We start from the raw sequence: 18769 nt of genomic DNA, 5'->3' as shown, positions 1-18769 counted from the left end.
GTGTAGCCTGTATTAGCGAAGCGTAATACAGGATCGAAGCAGCACTTTCCCCAATTCCCGTCGTCCTGAGCGCGTCTTTTTGCGCGAAGGATCTCCTGAAATCGGCATGGTGCCAATATCTGGAGATCCTTCGCGCAAAAAGACGCGCTCAGGACGACGTGGATCGTTTTAAGTTTGGACAAGTACCACTGTAAAGTCATCACTGAATCCTGGCAAGGTTTGTAGCCCGGTCTGCTTGCAGCCGGGATGGTGCATACTTCGATCCCGGCTGCAAGCAGACCGGGCTACGGCATTGTGCCAGTATTTTGACGTATTCTACGAACCCGCGTCTTTATCTAACTTCCGCAAAAAAGCCAGCTTTTCTGCTATTTTCATTTCCAAACCCCGTTCAACAGGCTTATACCATTCTGGTTCCGACATTCCCTCTGGTAAATACTTCTCCCCAGCAGCATAAGCATAAGGTTCGTCATGGGCATAACGGTATTCACGGCCATGGCCCAGTTTTTTCATTAATCGCGTTGGGGCATTGCGCAGGTGAACAGGAACTTCGCGGGATTTATCCTTTTTCACAAAATCCATAGCCTGATTGAAAGCAACATAACCGGCATTACTCTTCGCAGCAACGGCCAGATAGATAACGGCTTGCCCTAAGGCAAGATCCCCTTCTGGTGAGCCCAGCCGCTCATAAGTAGTCGCTGCATCATTAGCAATCTGCATGGCTTTGGGATCAGCCAGCCCTATATCTTCCCATGCCATTCTGACGATGCGTCTTGCCAGATAATGCGGATCGACGCCCCCATCCAGCATACGGCATAACCAGTAAAGGGCTGCATCGGGATTGGAGCCTCGCACTGATTTATGCAGGGCAGAAATCTGATCGTAAAAATTATCCCCGCCTTTATCAAAGCGTCTGCTGTTGGGTGATAATGAATTGAAAACAAACTCTTTACTCACTAAAGAAGTATTGGTTGCTCTACAGGCCGTTTGAATCTGCTCCAATAAATTAAGCAACCTTCGCGCATCACCATCAGCGCAGGCGACAATGAATTCTACAGCGTCCTCATCAAAGGTCAGATGAGATAAAACCTCTTGATGAGCACGATGAATCAATTGTTTTAATTCTTCTTCGGTCAAAGATTTTAAAACATAGACCTGAGCACGTGACAACAGTGCTGAATTGACTTCAAAAGAAGGGTTTTCTGTAGTGGCGCCAATAAAAGTAACCAGCCCCGATTCAGTATAAGGCAATAAGGCATCTTGCTGCGACTTATTAAAACGATGGATTTCATCGATAAATAATATAGTCTGCTTGCCCAGCATCAAATGCTCCTGAGCCTTTTCCATGGCAGCGCGGATTTCTTTAACTCCGGAGAATACTGCAGACAAGGCAATCCATTCGCAATCAAAGGCTTCAGCTGTAAGCCTTGCTATGGTTGTTTTGCCTACTCCCGGCGGCCCCCAAAGGATCATGGAATGGAGCTTTTTACCGGCAAAACTGAGCCTTAAAGGTTTCCCTTCCCCTAAAAGATGGCTTTGGCCAATCACTTCATCTAAATGTTTCGGCCTTAAAAATTCAGCTAAGGGCGGGATGGGATCTGTCTGAAACAAACTCATGTGCAAGTACTCCGGACATTTTTATTTTGATGGTGGATCAGATTTGTAGCTTTATTAGCGAAACGTAATACGGAAGGTTCACTCACTCCCCAATCCGATCTACGTCGTCCTGAGCGCGTCTTTTTGCGCGAAGGATCTCCCAACATTGGCACCATGCCACTTTCAGGAGATCCTTCGCGCAAAAAGACGCGCTCAGGACGACGTAGATCGGGGAGACGTGGATCTGGGAAACGGGCGAATCCTTATTCTCTCTCCTGATGCTCTGGACACTAATACTCCTACATTCTTTAACAGATTACTGCCTGACCACATCAACCCCTTTCGGAGGCTTGAATTGAAATAGCTTGGCTGCAAGAGTAGGGTTTGCTTTAATTTTTGCTAATTTTACTGTGGTGATTTGCCCCAGCTGATCATGCAACTCCAAACCGGTTAAATTATTCGCGGTAAAGATGATTTTGATTCGTTGAAAATTCTCTTTTGGTAATTTGGATTTCAAATCAAAAGTAGTCACATTTCCAGAAACCTTCTGTGTCACTTCAAAATCATGGGTCACGGTATCATCATAGCCGCTTAAAAATAAAGCTGCAGTTCCGCCTAAGCCTTTATCCTGTTTTTTAACAGTAACTTGCTCCAGGTCTACATCGTACACCCACATTTTCGAGCCATCAGCTATAACCAATTGTTCCATTGGGTCTATAGTCTGCCAACGAAAACGTCCGGGTCTTTGCAGTGCCATGGTTCCTGATGAGCGTGAAACTTCACGTTTTTTCGCTTTGACTACCTGACTGAAATTAGCAGTCATTGTCTTTATTGCATTGAGTTTCGCTTGTAAAAGCTCCGCAGGAGTTTCACTAAATACTGCACTGGAAAAGCAAAACAAGGCTATTAAAAAAAGCTTTTTCATTTTTAATCCTCAGTTATGGATGTCACCAGGACATCTCTGTATCCGCCATCCAGAGGCCCAACAATTCCAGTACGCTCCATTTCTTCAATGATGCGTGCTGCTCTGTTATAGCCAATCTTTAACCTTCTTTGTACTGCTGAAATACTCGCCTTACGAGTTTGCACTACAAACTCTACTGCCTGATCGTAAAGAGGATCATCATCTTCAGTAGCCTGCCCTTCTTCATCGGTACCGCCTTCACCGTCACCAGTCATCTTGATGATGTCATCAATGTAATCCGGTTCCCCTCTGGCACGCCAGTCATCAGCAATACGATGCACTTCCTTATCATCAACAAAGGCACCATGCACCCGTAAAGGAGCGCCACTGCCCGGAGCCAGGTACAGCATATCCCCATGACCTAGCAACTGTTCTGCCCCCTGCTGGTCAAGTATAGTACGTGAATCGATTTTCGAGGAAACCTGGAATGACATACGTGTTGGAATATTGGATTTAATCAATCCGGTCAACACATCTACAGATGGCCTTTGGGTCGCCAGTATCATATGAATTCCTGCCGCCCTTGCCTTTTGGGCAATACGGGCAATCAGTTGTTCTACTTTCTTGCCTACTACCATCATCATGTCAGCAAGCTCATCGATGACAACGACTACATAAGGTAATGCTTCCAGTTGAGGTGCTGCTTCATCCATAGAATCAACAGGCTTCCATAAAGGATTAACCAGCGGCTCGCCACTGGCAATGCCTTCGGCTATTTTAGTGTTATAACCGGCCAGATTCCTTACGCCTAAAGAAGCCATTAATTTATAACGGCGCTCCATCTCTTCCACACACCAGCGTAAAGCACTGGCGGCTTCTTTCATATCCGTCACAACCGGAGTTAATAAATGCGGAATACCGTCATATACAGACAATTCCAGCATTTTAGGATCAACCATGATTAAACGAACCTGTTCGGGAGTAGCTTTAAACAGGATACTCAAGATCATGGCGTTAATACCTACTGATTTGCCTGAACCTGTTGTTCCGGCTACGAGTAAATGCGGCATTTTTGCCAGATCAACTACCATAGGATGTCCGGCAATATCAACACCTAAAGCCAGGGTTAATGGCGAGTGGGCCTGTTGATAGACATCAGCAGATAAAACATCAGATAAACGGACAATTTCTCTGGAATGATTCGGCAACTCAAGGCCCACTACTGTTTTACCCGGGATCACTTCAACCACGCGAACCGAAATAACAGACAGGGAACGAGCCAAATCCTTGGACAAAGCACTGAGTTTGCTTACCTTGACACCTGCGGCCAATTGCAATTCAAAGCGCGTCACTACAGGGCCTGGGTGAACCGCAACAACATCTGCCTGAATACCAAAATCCAGTAAATGCTGTTCTACGTCGCGAGATACATTCTCCAGCTCTTGATGGGTATATCCGCCCATGGGTTTACCAGGTTGCCCTTTATCAAGAAGATCCAAACCAGGCAGGCTGCCCGATGCATTCATTTTGGGTGCACGGATTTCACGTGTTTGCGGATTATCACGAGGCTCACGAACTTCTTTAACTTTTTCTACTGGTTTTACACTTTCCGGTTTTGTTTCAGCAGAAGCAATTAAAACAGGCAGCTTTCTTTCCTGCTCTGGTTCCCTTTCTTTGGCTTTTTTTGATCCAAATAATTTTGAAATGACCTTTTCCTGGATTTGCCGTTTTTCTTGCTTCTCCTGTTTTTCAACAGGATTGGAAGCCGGTTCTCTGGCTTTATAACGTTCAATTCCTGCATTACTCAAATGCAGCATTTTTCTTACTGAACTATAGGCTGCATTAAAGGCGAATAAAGTATAAAACCCTATCAATTCAGTAGCTTTGACCCAGGACAAACCCGTCAGCCAGGTTATTCCGACCAATAACATGGCAAATAAAATAATAGTAGCGCCATGCAGATTAAGCATTTGATACCAGCCACTGCTGACCGTCTGGCCAATGATTCCGCCAGCACTATGGATGGCATCAATAGGCTGAATCTGTGGTTCCAGGCTCAATAAGCCACAACCGCCACATATCATCAAAATAAAGCCGACTGAGCGCAGTATCAAAACTGGTTTGTCTATAGCCTTCAGGGAATGGAAATCTTTTAATATGGCCCAGGCTACGTAAACAACAGCGAGAGGCAGCAGATAAGCAAAATATCCAAATGCAAAATAAAGTGCATCCGCGAGATAAGCTCCGACCGTCCCCCCTGAGTTAGCTATATCAACCCCGGAACGTGACGCGTGAGACCAGCCGGGATCACTCATTTTATAAGTGAACAGCGACAGGAGCATGAACAAAGCTCCAGATAAAATCAGAATAAAACTTCCTTCACTCAGACGTTTTACTATAAAGTTTGGCAGATTTTTTTTAGGGGTTGCTGCCTGTTTTCCCGCATCTTGTTTTGCCATAGGTATTTTATTATTTTCTTTTTTGTCATAACATTTGCCATCTTAACACAAAATATAAGGAAGGCAGAGACAATGAGCATAAGCAATCATCACCGCTTAATCATACTTGGTTCAGGTCCAGCAGGTTACACCGCCGCAGTCTATGCCGCAAGAGCCAATTTAAATCCGGTATTAATTACCGGAATGCAACCTGGGGGTCAGTTAACGACCACTACAGAAGTAGACAACTGGCCTGGCGATATTGAAGGCTTACAAGGTCCTGCCCTGATGGAACGTATGCAAAAGCATGCAGAGCGCTTTGATACTCAAATCATTTTCGATCATATTGTCAAAGCGGATTTAGCGCAAGCTCCATTTACGTTACAAGGCGACAGTACCACTTACACCTGTGATGCATTAATCATTGCGACAGGAGCATCTGCCCGTTATCTTGGGTTGGAATCAGAATCAGCTTATCAGGGACGCGGTGTATCTGCCTGTGCTACTTGTGATGGGTTTTTCTATCGTAACAAAGCAGTCTGTGTTATTGGTGGTGGCAATACTGCAGTAGAGGAAGCCCTTTATTTATCCAATCTTGCTTCTTCAGTCACTCTCATTCACAGACGCGACAGTCTGAGAGCGGAAAAAATGCTTCAGGATAAATTGTTTGAGAAAGCGCGAACTGGTAATGTAAAAATTATCTGGAACTCGACTCTTGATGAAGTTTTGGGTGATGGGAAGAAAGTAACCGGTGCAGCCATCCGTAATCTGCAGGATGATAGTAAAGAAACCTTGAATGTTGATGGGGTTTTTATAGCTATTGGCCATACTCCTAACACTGAATTGTTTAAAGATCAGTTAAAAATGAAAGATGGGTATCTGACCATTAAATCAGGCCTGGAAGGCATGGCAACCGCTACGTCCATACCGGGTGTATTTGCCTGCGGTGACGTGGCGGATCATGTGTATCGCCAGGCAATTACTTCTGCCGGTTTTGGTTGTATGGCAGCACTTGATGCAGAGAAATATCTGGATTTAAAGTAAGGGTCGCCGAACTTATTTCCGTAGCCCGTATTAGCGGAGCGTAATACGGGATCGAAGTGGCAATTTCCCGTATTACGCTCCGCTAATACGGGCTACGGAAAAAGTTCCGCTTCCTCACGGTCGCGGCTCGGTTTCGTTAACTAATCCAGGAACTTTTTGTCAGGAACGACAGTGAAGCAAGAAGAGTATCGTTTCCCTCATCCGGAAACCAGCGACAAACAAGGTCTTTTGGCCATGGGTGGCGATCTGGCGCCTGGGCGCATACTGCAAGCCTACTCACAGGGAATATTTCCCTGGTATGAACCTGGCTGCCCTATTCTTTGGTGGTCTCCTAACCCTCGTTTAATATTGATTCCTGATGAATTTAAAGTCTCGCGTAGTTTAAAAAAATCATTGAAGAAGCCTTTCCGATTCACTATAGATACTGCCTTTCGTCAAGTCATTACTGGCTGTGCTACTTATTCTGATCGTGTCGATAAAACATGGATTACCAAAGACATGATTGAAGCATATACCACCCTGCATGATATGGGTTATGCCCATTCTTTTGAATTGTGGGAAGAAGACAAACTGATCGCAGGCTTGTATGGCATCAATCTGGGACGTGCTTTCTTTGGCGAATCCATGTTTCATACAGTGACTGATGCTTCTAAAATTACCCTGTATTATTTATGCAAAACAATGGCTTTGTGGGATTTTGATTTCATTGACTGTCAGATGCCTACCCCCCATTTGCTGAGTCTGGGGGCAAAAGTCATCGGTAGAAAGGAATTTCTGCATATGCTGGACTTGACTCTGGAGCACCCCAACAAACCAGGAAAATGGCAACCGCCATCATCATTAAGTTAACGTGAGTTTCGGATAAGGAAGTAACATTTCCCCTTCGCACAATCCGTTCGTGCTGAGGAGGCGCGGCTTTTTGCGCCGTCTCGAAGCATGGGCACAGACTTTTGTGTTGTGCCTGCTTCGAGACGGGGTTACCACCCCTCCTCAGCACGAACGGGCCGGTGGGTGGGATGGGCTAAAAAAACCCTTATTTTCGAGTTCACATCAGTCCTGAATAACACCATACCTTTTTGGGCACTCGCACCATCCGTTCGTGCTGAGGAGGCGCGGCTTTTTGTGCCGTCTCGAAGCACTGGCACAGACTTTTGCCTTGGTGCACACTTCAAGACAGGACTACTTATTGCCTATACAGGACTTACTCTTTTCTCAAGATTATCGGAACTCTTTTGGGCATGAAAAGCTGGATAAGCTGTGACCTTTATATTAGCTATTTTAATTACTTCCTCAGCTAAAGAGAGAAACTCTTTATGGCTATTGCATCCAGGTTGGTAATTCCCTAACCATTTTCCATGGAACGGACTTTCCAATACAGCTGCCCTGTTTGAAATTGAAGTAGCAAATGCCTGACCTGATTTTATTAATTCAGAGAGCAGTTTTTCAGATAGTTTTTGTCTTTTTTGAATCTTGCATCCCAATATTTTAAATGGTTTTTGCGCCATTCTCGGGATAGAAATTGCATCAACCAAATTACTCTGGTCAAGAAAGCTTGGCGAGCACGGCAGGATAACAAAATCAGCCATCATAATTGCCTTGAATGCTGCAGGCATGTAATTAGGTGGAGTATCCAGAATGATATAATCGTATTTTTTTTGTAAATGCTCCACGGTATCCAAAGGCTTTTCTTCAAACAGTTCCATCACAAAATCGATATGGTTTCCTTGTTTTGCCCAATTGAGTGCATCGGGTTTATCTCTATCCATATCGGCGACTACGGCTTTAAATCCTTTCTCTATTAATGCGCCACATAAATTAATCGCAGTCGTTGTTTTAGCACTGCCCCCCTTTGATTGGCAGACTGCTATTACATAGCCCATAATACCTCCATGTGTAAAATGGTTGTTTTTTAACAGTATAGTACATAATTAAACCTTCCATTCAAGCATCAAAAAAGTGCCAGGGCGGGCTGGGCAGCTCCTGATTCCAGTACAGTTACCCATGTTTGCAGTAACAAAATCAGGGTGATGAGCAGAGATCCAAAAGAAAACCAGAAAAAACTCGCCATTCCGGTAGAAGGGAGTTCTTCTCTGAACACATTTAATAAAACAGATCCTGCCAGAAAAGCCAGCATAAAGGCTGCAAACAATACATTCACTGGATCAAAGGCCACCGAAAAAACCCATCCAACAAACAAGGCAGTGATTAGTATAAAACGCCCCCAGTGATCAAACTGTTTTTTGTAAAAACGGGAAAATTTTCGGTCTGTCAGAACAAAATGTAAAGCCATAGCGAAAGTAAACAATACCGTAGCAGTGATACTGGACATGGCACGCAGTGACATAGTGTACGTAATAAGAAAGTTGTAGAGACAAAACATGAATAAATGCAAACCATAAACCCAACCATCATCATGGCCTGATTCGCGATAACGTTCTGCAAGCAAATCGAATCCGTAATAGATGAGAAAACCAAATAAAGCCACGATGTAGATCAATAATTCGGTAAAGGGGGTCAGCCATTCATTATTCATTAAAAAGCGACCTATTGGTTTATTGTATTCCACCAAATCGGGTAACATGTGTAAAAACACATAAGCGACTGCCACACCACCCGCGAAAGAAATAAATCCCCTGCCATTGCCTGGCAAATGATCAGCGAACCAGGGACTTAAATAATGAAACAAAATTAAAAACAAAGTGGCTGCAAAGGCAACCCATAAATGTGGTGCGGTTATCCATAACACGAGTATTTTCTCCTTATGCAGCCCGGTCTGCTTGCAGCCGGGATAAAATGTGAACGAGCCTGAGAGCAAACGGCTGTCTCTTAAACCACTAAACGTCTACACCTCTTTGCCATTCCCCGATCCACGTCGTCACCAGCTCTACGTCGTCCTGAGCGCGTCTTTTTGCGCGAAGGATCTCCAAATACTGGCACCATGCCGCTTTTCGGGAGATCCTTCGCGCAAAAAGACGCGCTCAGGACGACGTATGTGGCACACGTACATTTTATCTTTATTCAGTTGATTTATATAGTTAACTTGCTATCTAATAGTCTTTTTAATCAAAGGTTCATTCAATGAAACAACATTCATCCCGATTTTTAGAATTAGTCGCACAATCTAAAAAACGTATTAAAGAAATAACAGCCCAGGAACTGAAAACGAAACTCGACAATCATGAGACTCTGGTTTTAATTGACGTGCGTGAAGAAAGTGAATGGCCAACCGGGCATATAGCCACTGCAATTCATATAGGCAAGGGCATTATTGAACGCGATATTGAAAAACATATTCCTGATATCCACACCCCTATAGTTACCTATTGCAGCGGCGGGTTTCGTTGTGCGTTAGTTGCAGATACTCTGCAACAAATGGGATACACGCAAGTCTGCTCGCTGGAAAAAGGATTACAAGGCTGGATGGATGCGGGTTTTAATCTTACATCCACATAGTCATATTCGTAGCCCGGTCTGCTTGCAGCCGGGGAACTGACCAAGTCTTCATTCCCCGGCTGCAAGCAGACCGGGCTACGAAACAGCTTAAGTAAGTTCTATCAAGACAATTATCCTAAAGGATAAGATGCAATTTCTTCAGTCACCTGGCCAAAGGAATTGACATAGCCTATACCAATTGCAGAAGATTCAGTGAGTACATCGGGAAAGTCATACTCTGCAACAAGTTGCGTCATTTCCTTTTGGAATCGGGCCTGCTCTTTTGGATCATCGAAATTTTTAGCCATCAAACTGAAATGAGGATTAAATTCAAAAAAGACATTAGGACTTCCATAGTTCATAAAAGCCTTCTTTTTTTCTGGTATTGACTCAGCCCAGACTGGAATTTTAGCATTGAAATCCCTCAGGTTAGTCAGCCTCATCACCATCTCGTCACTTAAACGTTGCACGGGATGATTTTCACCGCTTTCCTGTTTGCCCATATCCAAATCAAGCATGACATAATTTCCTGCCGTGACCGAAAGATGCCTGGCGATAACTTGAACAGGTCTCTTCTTTTTAGCAAAAGAGGCAACCTGCATCTTGATCTCTTCCTTGTGTTCTTCTGGGTACGTTGCTAAATACAAGGTAATGTGAGATGGGTGGTGATCTTGAAAGGGTTCAATTTGATAACGCGAAAAAACCCCCTTACTGTCCAGAAAATTATTGAATTTCTTTATTTCCTGATACAATTTGGAATCATCAAAACGCAAATAAACATTGATGTCTTTGGCAAAAAGACTGAACGGCAGGAAAAACAACATCACAACTTTAGCTAAAGTATTCATATTCCCTCAAGCGATAGTTAATCCGGAGCATCATTCTAAAGTCACAGGATGACGCTTTACAATATGGTGAAGAAAATAAATGTAACCGTTCAAGGGGCATGGGCTTATGTGTACTCGAATAAGGCTGAACACTTACAAATAAATAAAAATGCACTGCTTTTCTCTTCTATAGTAAAGACAGATTTACATTTTTCTCATTTTAGTGCACTATTTCACCTTTATGAATTTGATACATCACTGAGAGACCTATGGCAAAAGAAGATCATATAGAAATGGCTGGTACCGTTATTGACACCCTGCCCAATACAATGTTTCGTGTTGAATTGGAAAATGGGCACGTCGTTACTGCCCATATTTCTGGTCGCATGCGTAAAAATTACATCAGAATTCTGACTGGAGATAAAGTCAAGGTGGAATTAACACCCTACGATTTATCCAAAGGCCGCATCATATTTCGTGATAAAAACTAATTTATTTTGAAACGTTTCCCATCATTCTGATCACGGTTCAGGATGATGAGAAATGGACCTCACTTTAAAATACCTCAATACCCGACTTAATTATGCTCCGGCTATCGTCATTTTCTCTAAAAGGATGGAACCACAACGCGTTGCAATATTTGGGTTAATATCATTTCCGATGGCAAGAATCATCTGGAACATCTCTTTCAAATTCCCGGCAATGGTAATTTCATCGACAGGATACTGAATGACTCCGTCTTCAACCCAATAACCACTGGCACCACGCGAGTAATCACCGGTAATGCCGTTAATCCCTTGCCCCATCAGTTCTGTGACCAGCAAGCCCGTGTTCATTTTCTTTAACAAATCATCTAAATCACCAGCAGTAGGATCAATAGTAAGGTTATGGACTCCATCACTGTTCGCAGTGGTTTGTAAACCCAGTTTGCGGGCGGAATAACTGCCCAATACGTATTGGAGTAATATTCCTTTATCTACCAGCACATTAGGTCTGGTTGACACTCCTTCACCATCTATGGGCGAACTTCCCAAACCGCCTGGTAAATGGGGTTGTTCGTAAATACGCACAAAATCAGGGAAAAGTTGTTGTCCAACGGAATCGAGCAAAAAGGAGTTTTTTCTATATAAATTGGAGCCGCTGATGGCATTTACAAAACTGGCAAGCAAACTACTGGATACTCTTGATGAAAAAACAACCGGAGCTGTTTGCGTTTTCACCTGCTTTGCTCCGAGACGACTTACAGCACGTTCTACCGCATTTCTGGCGATTGAATCTGTATCAACCAGATCACGCGCATTTCGCACCGTTGTATAATCGTAATCACGCTGCATTTCATCACCCTCTTTAGCAATGACGGAACAACTGATGCTATGTCGGGTTGCATAGATGTATCCTTCAGCGCCATGGGTATTCGCATAGGCATGGTGTGATTCATAAGAAGAGACACTGACGCCGTCGGAATTGGTAATTCGTTCGTCCAGAGACAAAGCATGGGATTCACATTTCAAGGCGATTTCAATCGCTTGCTGAGGGGTAACATCCCAGGGATGAAACAAATCCAAATCAGGATGGTTTTTACTCATTAATTCCTTATCTGCCAATCCAAAGCAAGGATCAGCCGCGCTGACTCTGGCTATATCGCAAGCAGCTTTTACCATAGATTCCAAAGCAGCAGGTGAAGTATCCGTACTGCTGGCTGCACCTTTTCTCTGGCCAAAATAAACGGTTAAACCAACCCCTTTATCTTCACTGAATGCAACAGTTTCCACTTCCCCCATACGCACGTCTACTGAAAAGCCGCGATCATTATTTACCGCCACAGCAGCGTCAGTCGCCCCTTCTTTTCTGGCAATTTCCAATACTTCGTTCAGCAACCGGGTTAATTCTGTTGTTGACTTATGCACTTCACTATTGTTATGTTGCTTTTTAATTTGCATATGAGATTCCGTGGTGTTGAATGATGTACATAAGGATACAATAACATGTCTTCGCAAACCAATGTTTATCCCGCAAACATTGTTTATTTAATTCTTTTTATTATCAGTTTACTGATTCCGGTCAATTCCCATGCTGCGGAGCAATGGCAAGAATTAGCTGCAGGTATAGAGTATCAGGATTTGCGAGGCGGTATTTTATCGCCTTGGTCCAACATCCATGTGTTCCGTATCGATTTGAGTAAAAATCGACTTGCTTTGGTCAGTGCCAAAAAACTGGGCTTGAAAAATGCCTCTGCCGATCAGTTTGCTGAACACAGTAAGGCCTTGTTAAGCATTAATGGAGGCTTTTTTGATCATGATTTCAAACCGCTGGGCTTGAGAATCACTAATAGTAAACTGCAAAATCCTATAAAAAACATCAGTTGGTGGGGAATTTTTTATGTAAAAAATAATCGCCCCTATGTGACCAATGTGCGAAATTTTAATTACGATCAGGATATTAATTTTGCGGTACAAAGCGGTCCCCGTTTATTAATCAATGGCCGAATGCCCTCTCTTAAACCGGGTATTGCTGACAGGTCAGCCCTGGGGATCACCAAAGATGGACAAGTGATTATTCTGGTTTCTACCAATGCGGGAATGTCTACCCGTGACCTGGCGCAATTGATGAAAGCGCCACCATTATCCTGTACCGATGCCATCAATCTTGACGGCGGCAGCTCCAGTCAGTTGTACGCACATATTGATTCGTTCAAACTGAATGTACATGGTTTTTCTAATGTGAGTGATGCGATTATAGTTAAGCGGTTATAGAAGCCCGGTTGCTTGTAACTGTCTTAACCCGAACCACGTCGTCCTGAGCGCGTCTTTTGGCGCGAAGGATCTCCTGAAAGTGGCATGGTGCCAATATTTGGAGATCCTTCGCGCCAAAAGACGCGCTCAGGACGACGTGGTTCGGGGATGGGAACGATTCTTTCATGCAAAAAAAATTGCATTCAGGATGATATCGCGCGAATATAAATGAAAGACTATGATAATAAACGCATATATAAGTAAAGCAGTAAGTTAATACATATTAACCCACAAGTTATCCACAATTTACTCCCAAATTATTCTCTTGACCACCGAACAAAAACACATTATCTTGTTATTTGCACTACGCAAAATATCTATATGTTGGGTTTTGTACTATAATTAGAATAACGCGGGAGCCTGTTGATAACAGACTCCGAAACCTTCTGTCAACAGCTTATAAAACATATTTCGTGGGGGAAACATGTCCGAAATTCTTGATCCGGTAAATGGTGTACCGCTAGTAAGCCAAATGGAATTGGCTGCCAACGCACCTGGTTTGCTGAAAACCATTAAACGTAATGGTAAAGTAGTCGATTATGATGACTCAAAAATTAAAGTTGCTATTACTCATGCGTTTATCGCAGATGAAGGAGGCAGCGCCCCCACATCGGACAGGATTCATCAACAAATCGAAGAATTAACACGTCAGATATCTCAAGTGTTCAAACGTCGTTTGCCCAGTGGCGGCGCGATTCACATTGAAGAAATTCAAGACCAGGTCGAACTGGCTCTGATGCGTACTGGACATTACAAAGTAGCACGTTCTTATGTACTTTATCGTGAAGAGCATCGTAAAGCGCGTCAAAGCAAAGTACAAAAGCAACCCAGCGACAGTAAAGAACTGTTAATTACTATGCCTGATGGTGAATTGAAGCCATTAGATATGGATCGTGTCAACACTATTGTCAATGAATCCATTCGTAATCTGGAACATGTTACTGCAGAACCTGTTGTTAAAGATGCCCTGCGTAATCTTTATAATCAAGCCAAGTTTGAAGATGTTCACAAAGCACTGATTATGTCTGCCCGTACGCTGGTAGAAAAAGAACCCAACTATACTTACGTCAGCGCGCGTTTGTTATTAGACAGTTTGCGTATGGAAGCTCTGAGCAAATTAAAAATAAAATCTGATGCGACCTTTGATGAAATGAGTGCTCTTTATCCTGCCTACTTCAAAGCCTATGTGGCACATGGTATTGCACAAGGCATGCTTGATGCCAAAATGGCAGATTACGATTTGGATAAATTATCTAAGGCATTATTGCCTGAACGTGATATGCAATTTACTTATTTAAGTCTGCAAACTTTATATGATCGTTATTTTATTCATGATCGTGGTGTTCGCTATGAATTACCCCAGGCATTCTTCATGCGTGTTGCCATGGGACTTGCCATGCGCGAAAAGAATAAAGAAGACAAGGCGATTGAGTTCTATCAATTAATTTCCTCTTTTGATTACATGTCGTCTACACCGACCCTGTTTAACTCAGGTACCGTCAGACCACAATTATCAAGCTGTTATTTAACCACTGTTCCTGATCATCTGGATGGTATTTACAGTGCGATTAAAGACAATGCCCTCCTCTCCAAATTTGCTGGTGGCCTGGGTAATGACTGGACTCCTGTTCGTGCTATGGGCTCACACATTAAGGGCACCAATGGCAAATCCCAAGGGGTAGTCCCCTTCCTGAATGTTGCAGACGCCACAGCCGTTGCGGTGAATCAGGGTGGTAAACGTAAAGGCGCCGTCTGTGCTTATCTGGAATGCTGGCACAGGGATGTAGAAGAGTTCCTGGAGTTGAGAAAAAATACCGGTGACGACAGACGCCGTACTCACGACATGAATACTGCCTTATGGATACCTGATTTATTCATGCAACGAGTAAAAGAAGAAGGTGATTGGACTTTATTCTCCCCAGATGAAGTACCTGAGTTACATGACCAATACGGAAAAGCCTTTGAAGCCATGTATCTTGCTTCTGAAGAGAAAGCACGCCAGGGCATTATCAAAAATGCCAAAACCCTTTCTGCGGTTAAACTATGGCGAAAAATGCTGTCCATGCTGTTTGAAACAGGCCACCCCTGGATGACCTTTAAAGATCCATGTAACCTGCGTTCACCACAGCAACATGCTGGTGTGATTCACAGTTCAAACTTATGTACAGAAATTACTTTAAATACATCAGAAGAAGAAATTGCTGTATGTAATTTAGGTAGTGTGAATCTTCCTGCCCATATTAAAAATGGCAAGCTGGATAAAGAAAAATTAAAGCGTACTATCACTACAGCTATTCGTATGTTGGATAACGTTATTGATATTAACTATTATTCAGTACCTCAGGCACGCAATTCCAACCTGAAACACCGCCCCATCGGTTTAGGTTTAATGGGATTCCAGGATGCACTGTATGAGTTAAAAATTGATTACACTTCCAAAGAAGCTATTGAATTTGCTGATTCATCCATGGAACTTATCAGTTATTATGCAATAGAAGCATCGTGCGAACTGGCCAAAGAGCGTGGCAGTTATTCCAGTTATGAAGGCTCTTTGTGGAGCAAGGGAATATTACCAATTGACTCCATCAATTTGCTGCAACAGGCACGTAGCAAATATCTGGAACAAGACCGTTCACAAAGACTGGACTGGGAAACATTGAGAGTTAAAGTGCGTACTCAAGGTATGCGTAACTCTAACGTCATGGCTATTGCGCCAACAGCGACTATTTCCAACATTTGTGGTGTGTCACAATCCATTGAGCCAACCTACCAGAACCTGTATGTTAAATCCAACCTGTCAGGTGAGTTTACGGTGGTTAACCCTTATTTAGTGGCTGATTTGAAAGCACTGAATCTCTGGGATGACGTGATGGTCAATGATCTGAAATATTTCAATGGTAGCGTACAGCCAATAAGCCGTATTCCAGAGGAATTAAAAAGACGTTATGCTACTTCTTTTGAAATCGATCCCATATGGCTGGTTGAAGCAGCATCACGCCGTCAAAAATGGATAGATCAGGCTCAATCCCTTAACATCTATATGGCTCAGCCATCAGGTAAAAAGCTGGATCAACTCTACATGCATGCCTGGGTACGTGGCTTAAAAACCACTTATTACCTGCGTAGCCTTGGTGCCAGTAATGCAGAGAAATCAACAGTTACCGATGGAGCGCTTAACGCAGTAAAACTGGTCAATGAAGAGCCTAAAGTATGCTCGATCCTTGATCCAGACTGCGAAGCCTGCCAATAATTCAGGAGAAAATTGAATGCAATACAATGATACACTTCACAGTGAAGCCCCCCATATGGGGGCAACAGGCCTGGAGAGCCTGGAAATGGGCGCTGCGCGTATCCATGTGGATGATAAGCAAATTATTAACTGCCGCGCGGATCTAAACCAGTTGGTTCCATTTAAATACCGTTGGGCCTGGGATAAATATTTAACTGCCTGCGCGAACCACTGGATGCCTAATGAAATCAGTATGAGTGCTGACGTAGCCCTGTGGAAAGATCCTAATGGGCTTACTGAAGATGAGCGTTTAATTATTAAACGTAATCTGGGCTTTTTCTCAACTGCTGATTCCTTAGTTGCTAACAATCTTGTTCTGGCTGTTTACAGGCATATTACCAATCCTGAATGCCGTCAATACCTGTTGCGTCAGGCATTTGAAGAAGCATTACATACCCATGCGTACCAATACGTTATTGAAAGTCTGGGGCTGGATGAAGCTGAAGTATTTAATATGTACCGTGAAATACCTTCTGTTTCAAGAAAAGCAGCCTGGGCCCTGCCCTTTACCCAAAGTCTGGGTGATGAAACCTTCCATACGGGTACACCAGAAAATGATCAGCGTTTATTACGTGATTTGATTGCATTCTATGTCATATTTGAAGGTATCTTTTTCTATGTAGGATTTACCCAGATATTGTCTATGGGACGCCGTAATAAAATGGTAGGAACATCAGAGCAGTTCCAATACATTTTACGTGATGAGTCCATGCACATGAACTTTGGTATTGATGTCATTAACCAGATTAAAATTGAAAATCCTGATTTATGGACACCGGCGTTTAAAGAAGAAATTATTCAAATGGTTAAAGACGGCGTAGCAATGGAATACCAATACGCAAAAGATACTATGCCTCACGGTATTTTAGGAATGAATGCGGAAATGTTTGAAGAATATCTGCACTTTATTGCCAACCGCCGTTTAAATCAGATTGGCTTACCTGATCAGTATCCTGGTGCTGAAAACCCATTCCCATGGATGAGTGAAATGATGGACTTAAAGAAAGAGAAAAACTTCTTTGAAACCCGCGTCATTGAATATCAGGCAGGTGGTACATTAAGCTGGGAAGATGAATAAGCCTCACAGGCTTTTGTAGCCCGTATTAGGCGCGAGCCGTAATACGGGATCGAAATATGCATGACCCCCAATATTTCCCGTATTACGCTTCGCTAATACGGGCTACAAAAAATCATTATGTTAAGAAAACCGAGCCGCGACCGTAAGGAAGCGGAACAGTTCGAGGTACTCCATTGTTAATTATTCAGCAGGTGCAAATCCAAAATTTCCGCTTCCTTACGGTCGCGGCTCGGTATTAAAACCTATAACGGTGCTGTACGCGGTTTAGTACTCAATGGATTTGGTGCTGTTGATTGTTGAGGTTCATCAGCATCCTTCGTTTCTTTTAAAGCAGCACGGAAGTCCTGAGCCGGATTTAACGCACGTGCTATAATAGCAAGCCCTTCTTTGATATTAGGATCATCAGGTTTTGCTTTTTGTGCCTCTTTCAACTGGTCTTGTATTTCATTTAATGAACCTTGATACAACTTCCCATCGCCACAAGAAAAAACATTAAATCCGGTTGGCTTACCGCTAGCATCTATTTCTGTACCTAAAAATTTACGCGGTGGGTTTGCGCTAGCTTGCTGTTGGAAGAAGTTAATTGCATCTTCTCGGGTAGGAAATACCAGAACATTATCTTTAACAGGCTCGTCAGGATATTTCTTCTTGTAGTCTTCAATGATTTTTTCCCAGTCACTTTTATTGGTATTAGGTGAAGGAGTAAAATAAGTCTCTTGGCCAATTTGTTGTTCTTCTTCAGCAGCCAAGGCTGCGTCTTTCCGTTCTTTGTCCTTTCTCTCTTCTTGTTCTCGTGCCAATGCAAATGCTTCATCCCTGCGTTTCTCTTCTTCCTGTAGTTTCTTTAGCTGTTCTTCTTTTGTTGACATATCATCACCTTCAATTCATTAAAATCACTTTCTTTATCATTTCGTCGCTTTATTGCTCAAAAACAAGATAACATATGAGATGAGTATAGCAGATCAAAAAAAGAGAATTTTACAATTTCCTGACAATCTGGAGAGGTTTGGGTAGCCCTATCCCGATCCACGTCGTCCTGAGCGCGTCTTTTTGCGCGAAGGATCTCCAAATATTGGCACCATGCCGGTTTCAGGAGATCCTTCGCGCAAAAAGACGCGCTCAGGACGACGTGGATCGGAGAATGGCGAAGATATGTATAAGAGACAGATTCGTATTAGCGGACTGTTCCGCTTCCTTACGAGAATGTGGTAATAATCACCTACGTCCTGCGGCTTGTCCGCAGGATCCAGAAAATTCAGCGTAAATATGAAAGATATCAAATCTTTGTGCTCATTAGTAGATCGAACTGGATGCCGCGGACAAGCCGCGGCACGTAGAAAATATGGGCAAATTGTATTATACAACTTTCTCT

At 43.2% G+C, this 18769-nt stretch carries 15 protein-coding genes; 7 read left to right on the top strand and 8 right to left on the bottom strand.

The window, feature by feature from the left end; genetic code table 11:
- Nucleotides 1-315: 315 nt before the first annotated feature.
- The 3 genes from B094_RS0104605 to B094_RS17625 form a co-directional block, all read right to left on the bottom strand.
- Complete coding sequence (locus tag B094_RS0104605; protein WP_018576629.1) at nucleotides 316-1614, bottom strand: replication-associated recombination protein A; 1299 nt, start codon at nucleotides 1612-1614, stop codon at nucleotides 316-318.
- 295 nt (nucleotides 1615-1909) lie between these two features.
- Nucleotides 1910-2518, bottom strand: a complete 609-nt coding sequence (gene lolA / locus B094_RS0104600; RefSeq protein WP_018576628.1) for an outer membrane lipoprotein periplasmic chaperone LolA — start codon at nucleotides 2516-2518, stop codon at nucleotides 1910-1912.
- A gap of 2 nt (nucleotides 2519-2520) precedes the next feature.
- A complete protein-coding gene (locus tag B094_RS17625; protein WP_018576627.1) occupies nucleotides 2521-4956 on the bottom strand; it encodes a DNA translocase FtsK in 2436 nt (811 codons plus the stop codon).
- Between the two features lie 72 nt (nucleotides 4957-5028).
- Here B094_RS17625 and trxB point away from each other — a divergent pair, with 72 nt between their 5' ends.
- Both trxB and aat read left to right on the top strand, forming a co-directional pair.
- Entirely contained in the window at nucleotides 5029-5979 is a 951-nt protein-coding gene (gene trxB, locus B094_RS0104590) for a thioredoxin-disulfide reductase (RefSeq protein WP_018576626.1), read from the top strand.
- Between the two features lie 234 nt (nucleotides 5980-6213).
- Nucleotides 6214-6828: a leucyl/phenylalanyl-tRNA--protein transferase gene (gene aat / locus B094_RS0104585; RefSeq protein ID WP_211216639.1), complete on the top strand. Its 615-nt coding sequence runs from the start codon at nucleotides 6214-6216 to the stop codon at nucleotides 6826-6828.
- A gap of 341 nt (nucleotides 6829-7169) precedes the next feature.
- Here the strand turns inward: aat and B094_RS16420 are convergent, their stop codons facing one another.
- Nucleotides 7170-7859 (bottom strand): ParA family protein, encoded by a 690-nt coding sequence (locus tag B094_RS16420; protein ID WP_018576624.1) that lies wholly within the window; start codon nucleotides 7857-7859, stop codon nucleotides 7170-7172.
- A gap of 68 nt (nucleotides 7860-7927) precedes the next feature.
- Nucleotides 7928-8725 carry a hypothetical protein gene (locus B094_RS0104575; RefSeq protein ID WP_018576623.1) on the bottom strand — a complete coding sequence of 266 codons (798 nt, stop codon included), beginning with the start codon at nucleotides 8723-8725 and terminating at the stop codon, nucleotides 7928-7930.
- A gap of 332 nt (nucleotides 8726-9057) precedes the next feature.
- On the opposite strand from B094_RS0104575, the gene B094_RS0104570 reads away from it, so the two are divergent.
- Nucleotides 9058-9432: a rhodanese-like domain-containing protein gene (locus tag B094_RS0104570; protein ID WP_018576622.1), complete on the top strand. Its 375-nt coding sequence runs from the start codon at nucleotides 9058-9060 to the stop codon at nucleotides 9430-9432.
- A gap of 110 nt (nucleotides 9433-9542) precedes the next feature.
- On the opposite strand, the gene B094_RS16415 is transcribed toward B094_RS0104570, so the two are convergent.
- Nucleotides 9543-10259, bottom strand: coding sequence for a 2'-5' RNA ligase family protein (locus tag B094_RS16415; RefSeq protein WP_018576621.1), 717 nt, complete (start codon nucleotides 10257-10259; stop codon nucleotides 9543-9545).
- Nucleotides 10260-10507: 248 nt separating this feature from the next.
- Here B094_RS16415 and infA point away from each other — a divergent pair, with 248 nt between their 5' ends.
- Nucleotides 10508-10729 (top strand): translation initiation factor IF-1, encoded by a 222-nt coding sequence (gene infA, locus B094_RS0104555; RefSeq protein WP_006872751.1) that lies wholly within the window; start codon nucleotides 10508-10510, stop codon nucleotides 10727-10729.
- A 90-nt stretch (nucleotides 10730-10819) separates the two neighbouring features.
- Here infA and pmbA read toward each other — a convergent pair whose 3' ends face one another.
- Nucleotides 10820-12178: a metalloprotease PmbA gene (gene pmbA / locus B094_RS0104550; RefSeq protein WP_018576619.1), complete on the bottom strand. Its 1359-nt coding sequence runs from the start codon at nucleotides 12176-12178 to the stop codon at nucleotides 10820-10822.
- A gap of 45 nt (nucleotides 12179-12223) precedes the next feature.
- Here pmbA and B094_RS0104545 point away from each other — a divergent pair, with 45 nt between their 5' ends.
- The 3 genes from B094_RS0104545 to B094_RS0104535 all read left to right on the top strand — a co-directional run bounded on the left by B094_RS0104545 (nucleotide 12224) and on the right by B094_RS0104535 (nucleotide 17397).
- A complete protein-coding gene (locus tag B094_RS0104545; protein WP_018576618.1) occupies nucleotides 12224-12991 on the top strand; it encodes a phosphodiester glycosidase family protein in 768 nt (255 codons plus the stop codon).
- Between the two features lie 463 nt (nucleotides 12992-13454).
- On the top strand, nucleotides 13455-16280 hold the full coding sequence (locus tag B094_RS0104540) for a ribonucleoside-diphosphate reductase subunit alpha (RefSeq protein ID WP_018576617.1): 2826 nt from the start codon (nucleotides 13455-13457) through the stop codon (nucleotides 16278-16280).
- A 16-nt stretch (nucleotides 16281-16296) separates the two neighbouring features.
- Entirely contained in the window at nucleotides 16297-17397 is a 1101-nt protein-coding gene (locus B094_RS0104535; RefSeq protein ID WP_018576616.1) for a ribonucleotide-diphosphate reductase subunit beta, read from the top strand.
- Between the two features lie 242 nt (nucleotides 17398-17639).
- On the opposite strand, the gene B094_RS0104530 is transcribed toward B094_RS0104535, so the two are convergent.
- On the bottom strand, nucleotides 17640-18266 hold the full coding sequence (locus B094_RS0104530) for a hypothetical protein (RefSeq protein ID WP_018576615.1): 627 nt from the start codon (nucleotides 18264-18266) through the stop codon (nucleotides 17640-17642).
- Nucleotides 18267-18769: the final 503 nt, after the last annotated feature.

It is taken from the genome of Legionella shakespearei DSM 23087 (genome assembly GCF_000373765.1).
GTDB lineage: Bacteria > Pseudomonadota > Gammaproteobacteria > Legionellales > Legionellaceae > Legionella > Legionella shakespearei.
This window is presented reverse-complemented; position numbering and strand designations above follow the sequence as displayed.